Raw genomic sequence first — 4,577 nt, 5'->3', positions numbered from 1 at the left:
GCATCTGCCGGCGCCACGTGAACAACAGGTTCGCATTGATGTCGTGCCGCCGCGCCACCAGCGACACCGACGCCCCAGGCTCACAGCTCTCGGCCACCAGCCGCTGCTTCTCTTCGAGGGTGTATGACTTGCGCCGGCGGGCGCGCGCCGTCTCGCCACGAGAATCTTGGCCTGCCACTCCGTCCGTCGCGATCGTGTCCATTAAGCCCCGCTCGTGGACACTATCTTCAGCGTCCAGAGCCCGACCCCTATCCGATCCGAACCCCGCCACGGAAGGCGGTCGTCACCGGGCACTTACGGTCAACAATCAGTCCTTATCCATGAACACCACACGTCCACCTTGCCCGGACACAGCATTGTCGTTCTTTTGACAAGTTCAATCATCGTGTCAGCACTTCCTTTGAAGGATGAGTGCAGAGGCCGGTTCGTCGAACAGCATGGTACACAGGGACATTCATTGAAAGCGTCCGGCCTGAGGCGTTACTGCATGGAACGCGTCTGGGCCTTGGCCTCAAATGTCGGCGTTCAGAGCCGTTGCGAACGTATCAGTTATCCTCGCGGAGCGATTGGTTTCCACGAGTGTTGGACCATTAAGCTCGGCAGGGCTGCGGTCCAATAGTGTCCCTGAAAAGGCTGATCGGCCTTCCGGCTGATGGGCTGCTGGAGGTAGCTGCAAAGAAGCAGCGTTCCAACAGCTCCATGTGCGACGACTGCGATATCCCCACTGCCATGGTGTGCCAGAATTCGGTCGAGCGCCCGACGGATCCGCTGTTGTGCATCAATAGCCCGCTCCCAACCACGAACACCCTTTTCCGGGTCTGCAAAGAAGGCATCTGCAACCTTGTCGAACTCTGCTGGTGGTAAAAAGCCAGTTGCACTCCTGTTGTTCTCGCCAAGATCTTGGTCCACCTCCACGCCGATGCCGAAGCGGGCAGCCAGAATTGCGTGTTTCGGCAATTCCCGGACACCTTTTTCGCTAAATCCCGGACAGTGATTTCAGTAATTCGCGGACAGCGATTCCGCTAAATCCCGGACAGTTTTCGGGAGCGGATTTAGCGGTCGGTTCTCGGCTGCGCCGTTCTGGCAGTTTGGCCTCTCACGATGACGTTGAGAGGGGCCATGCCGAGACGGAAGCAAGCGAGACGAACGAGCGTGAGGGATATCCAAGCGATCTTGCGCCTGACCCATGAGCAGGGTCTTTCGGTGCGTGAGGTGTCGGAACGGCTGAAGATCAGCAAGACGACAGTATCGACCTATTTGCTGCGGGCGCGGGAGGCCGGGCTGTCATGCTGGCCGCTGCCGCCGGGCCACGACGACGCGACGCTTGAGCGGCTGCTGTTTGGCCGTGCCGGTCGTCCGCCGCAAGACCTGAGTGAACCGGACTTTGCGCTGATCGCCCGGGAGTTGAAGCGCAAGGGGGTGACGCTGACGCTGTTGTGGCAGGAGTATCGCGCCGCCCATCCCGACGGCTACGGCTACACTTGGTTCTGCGAGCACTTCGCCGCTTTCGAGCGCCGGACGAGCGCGACATTCCGCAATCGGCATGCGGCGGGCTCGGTGATGCAGACGGACTATGCCGGGCAGACTGTGCCGGTGATCGATCCGGCAACCGGCGTCAGCTGCCCGGCGCAGATTTTTGTCGCGGTGCTGGGCGCCTCCAATCTGACCTTCGCCTTTGCCAGCTCCAGCCAGAAGCTGCCGGACTGGATCGAAGGCCAGGTACGAGCGCTCGCCTTCTTCGGCGGGGTCACCAGAGCGATCGTCTGCGACAACCTGAAGGCCGGTGTCGTCAAGGCGCTGTGGTTCGAGCCGACGCTGAACGCGACCTTTGCAGCCATGGCCGAGTATTACGACACCACCATCCTGCCGGCCCGCAGCCGCAAGCCGCGCGACAAGGCCAAGGTCGAGGGCGCGTTGCTGATCGTCGAGCGCTGGATTCTGGCGCGACTGAGGAACCGATCCTTCTTCTCGATCGCCGAGCTCAACGCGGCGATCGCCGAACTGCTCGAGGAGTTGAACAACCGGCCGATGCGCCATGTCGGCCAAAGCCGCCGCGAACTGTTCGAGGAGATCGAGCGGGCTGCCTTGAAGCCGCTGCCGGCGGCACCGTTCGAATACGCCGAGTGGAAGTCGGCGAAGATCCATCCTGACTACCATGTCGAGGTCGACAAGACCTTCTACTCGGTGCCGCACCGGCTGATCGGGCGCACCGTCGAGGTGCGGCTCACGCATCGAGTGGTCGAGATCTTCCACGATCACCAGCGTATTGCCAGCCATGTGCGTCGCTCGCAGCGTTCCGGCCATGTCACCGTCAACGAACACATGCCCAAGGCGCACCAGCGCTACGCCAACACCACGCCGGCCAGCCTGATCAGCCGGGCGGCCAGGATCGGCCCCAACGCCGCCATCCTGGTCGAGCGCATGATGCGCGACCGGCCACATCCGGAGCAGGGATACCGCTCGGCGATGGGCATCCTGTCGCTAGTGCCGCGCTATGGGCCGGAGCGTCTCGATGCCGCCTGCGAGCGCGCGCTGCTGATCAACGCGATCGCCTACTCCTCCGTCACCGCCATCCTCAAAGCCGGTCTCGACCGAGCCAACTCCGCAGAACCGGCAAAGCCGACACCCCAGCACGCCAACATCCGCGGCTCCACCTATTACCAGTGAAGGAAAGGAAGAAAGAATGCTGACGAACCCCACCCTCGACCAGATGCAGGCCCTCGGTCTGGCCGGCATGGCTGCTGCCTGGCGCGAACTGGCCGAACGGAACAACGCCAATGAGCTCAGCCGTGACGAGTGGCTCGGCCTGATGCTCGACCGGGAGGTCGCCATACGAGCCGACAAGCGCGTCCGGAACCGGCTCGCCTCAGCCAGGCTGCGCTTTCCCGAAGCCTGCATCGAGAACATCGACTTTGCCGCGCCGCGCGGGCTCGACCGGCGCAGCACCATGGCGCTCGCCCAGGGCGAATGGCTGAAGGCGCATGAGAACCTGATCGTCACCGGCCAGACCGGAACCGGCAAGTCGTGGCTGGCCTGCGCCTTCGGCCGGCAAGCAGCACGGCTCGATCATTCCGTGCTCTATGTGCGCGTGCCGCGCCTGTTCGAGGATTTGGCGCTCGCCCGTCTCGATGGCCGCTTCCCACGCCTCATCGACAAACTCACCCGCGCGCAACTGCTCATCCTTGACGACTTCGGAACTCACTCCCTCACCGACCAGCAGCGCTTCCATCTGTTCGAAATCGTCGAGGAACGCTATCGCCGCAAATCCACCCTGATCACGGCCCAGGTCCCAGTGGCCAGATGGCATGACCTGATCGCAGACCCCACCGTCGCCGACGCCATTCTCGACAGGATCGTTCACAACGCCCACCGCATCGTGCTCCAGGGCGACAGCATGCGAAAGCAAAAGGCCGCGCCCCTCTTGACCGGCGCCGAAAACGGCGAAATCAATCATCCATGAACGCAACAAGGCACCCGAGGACCGACGCCGCCAAACTGTCCCGACATTAGCGAAACTGATGTCCGGGAATTAGCGGAACCCCTGTCCGGCTTTTGCGAAATGCGCAGCCAGAATCCCAGCAGCTTCGATAGCTTTGGCCTCTGTGCTGGCCCAGACAGAAGTCACTTTTGCGACGGCCGGACTTTCAGCGAACTGCCGCATCCGCGCCAGCCCTGCATCGCTTAGTCGCCAACGCTCAACTGGAACAAGCGGATCGATTACTACCTCTGGATGCGTCGTAAAGATCAGGCTCGCCATGTTGGCAACCATTGCATGGGAAACTCCTGCTTTCCACCACGCATCTGCGACCTTCCTTGTGGCCAATTCTGGATGCGTCGCCAATGGAATGAGATCGTCAAGCCGGACGTTCTTGGGACCAATTCCACGCCAGCAGTTGATCGATCCGGTTAATCGGGTGACCCTCAGCAATGCGGGTGAGAACGTCGGCGAACCAAGCTTCCGGGTTGACGCCGTTGAGGCTAGCGGTGCCGATCAACGTGTAGATTGCCGCAGCCCGCTCACCGCCAGCGTCAGAGCCGGCGAACAGATAATTTTTGCGCTCGCTGGGCTGCGTTGTTCGACAGGCAAATCCGCCCATCGTCGAGGAACCGGGTGAAAGATAACCAGCGACGCAGCATGTAGTTGAAGGCCTTGCTCAGATCGTGTCCGCGCGAGAGCTTGTCGCGCGTCTCGATCATCCAGCGCTCGAATTCGGTGACCAGCGGCATGCTCCGCTCCTGGCGCACGGCGTGGCGCTGGGCTGGCGACAGGCCATTGATTGCGCGCTCGATATCGAACAGGGCATCGATGCGCTTCACGGCTTCAACCGCGAGCGGATAGACCAGGTTGGGCTTCTCGCCGCGCGCCTTCTTGCGCGCCGCCGCTTCGATATCGGCCAGCTCGAACACTTTGCGCCGGCTGTGGGCCCAGCAGCTGGCTTCCAGAACAGGCGCCGGCTGACGATCCGTCGCATAGAGATCGCCATGACCGCCAAAGGCATCGGCCTGCAGAATGCCACTCCAGCCGGCGAGATGCGCCGCGGGATGTTCTCCTCGGCGATCGCGGGAATAGTAGAACA

At 62.2% G+C, this 4,577-nt stretch carries 5 protein-coding genes and 1 pseudogene; 2 read left to right on the top strand and 4 right to left on the bottom strand.

Translation table 11 applies throughout. The features are described from left to right. Both DPM33_RS35540 and DPM33_RS35535 read right to left on the bottom strand, forming a co-directional pair. Positions 1-202 (bottom strand): transposase (locus DPM33_RS35540; protein ID WP_146770384.1); only part of this gene is annotated, 202 nt, incomplete at its 3' end. A 347-nt stretch (positions 203-549) separates the two neighbouring features. Then, positions 550-957 (bottom strand): histidine phosphatase family protein, encoded by a 408-nt coding sequence (locus DPM33_RS35535; protein ID WP_112102220.1) that lies wholly within the window; start codon positions 955-957, stop codon positions 550-552. Positions 958-1,119: 162 nt separating this feature from the next. On the opposite strand from DPM33_RS35535, the gene istA reads away from it, so the two are divergent. Both istA and istB read left to right on the top strand, forming a co-directional pair. Then, positions 1,120-2,667, top strand: a complete 1,548-nt coding sequence (gene istA / locus DPM33_RS35530; protein WP_112102219.1) for an IS21 family transposase — start codon at positions 1,120-1,122, stop codon at positions 2,665-2,667. A 16-nt stretch (positions 2,668-2,683) separates the two neighbouring features. Next, positions 2,684-3,460, top strand: a complete 777-nt coding sequence (gene istB / locus DPM33_RS35525) for an IS21-like element helper ATPase IstB (protein ID WP_112102218.1) — start codon at positions 2,684-2,686, stop codon at positions 3,458-3,460. Positions 3,461-3,529: 69 nt separating this feature from the next. Here istB and DPM33_RS35520 read toward each other — a convergent pair whose 3' ends face one another. Both DPM33_RS35520 and tnpC read right to left on the bottom strand, forming a co-directional pair. After that, positions 3,530-3,769, bottom strand: a complete 240-nt coding sequence (locus tag DPM33_RS35520) for a hypothetical protein (protein ID WP_112102217.1) — start codon at positions 3,767-3,769, stop codon at positions 3,530-3,532. Between the two features lie 85 nt (positions 3,770-3,854). Further along, a pseudogene (gene tnpC, locus DPM33_RS35515) lies at positions 3,855-4,577 on the bottom strand (IS66 family transposase); the annotation flags it as partial.

This window comes from Mesorhizobium hawassense (assembly GCF_003289945.1).
GTDB lineage: Bacteria > Pseudomonadota > Alphaproteobacteria > Rhizobiales > Rhizobiaceae > Mesorhizobium > Mesorhizobium hawassense.
The sequence above is the reverse complement of the archived record's forward strand: the minus strand, read 5'-3'. Positions and strand labels throughout refer to the sequence as shown.

Coding starts and splice junctions, on each gene's coding strand:
- istA (WP_112102219.1), top strand. CDS start 1,120: ATGCCGAGACGGAAGCAAGCGAGACGAACGAGCGTGAGGGATATCCAA.
- istB (WP_112102218.1), top strand. CDS start 2,684: ATGCTGACGAACCCCACCCTCGACCAGATGCAGGCCCTCGGTCTGGCC.
- DPM33_RS35520 (WP_112102217.1), bottom strand. CDS start 3,769: ATGGTTGCCAACATGGCGAGCCTGATCTTTACGACGCATCCAGAGGTA.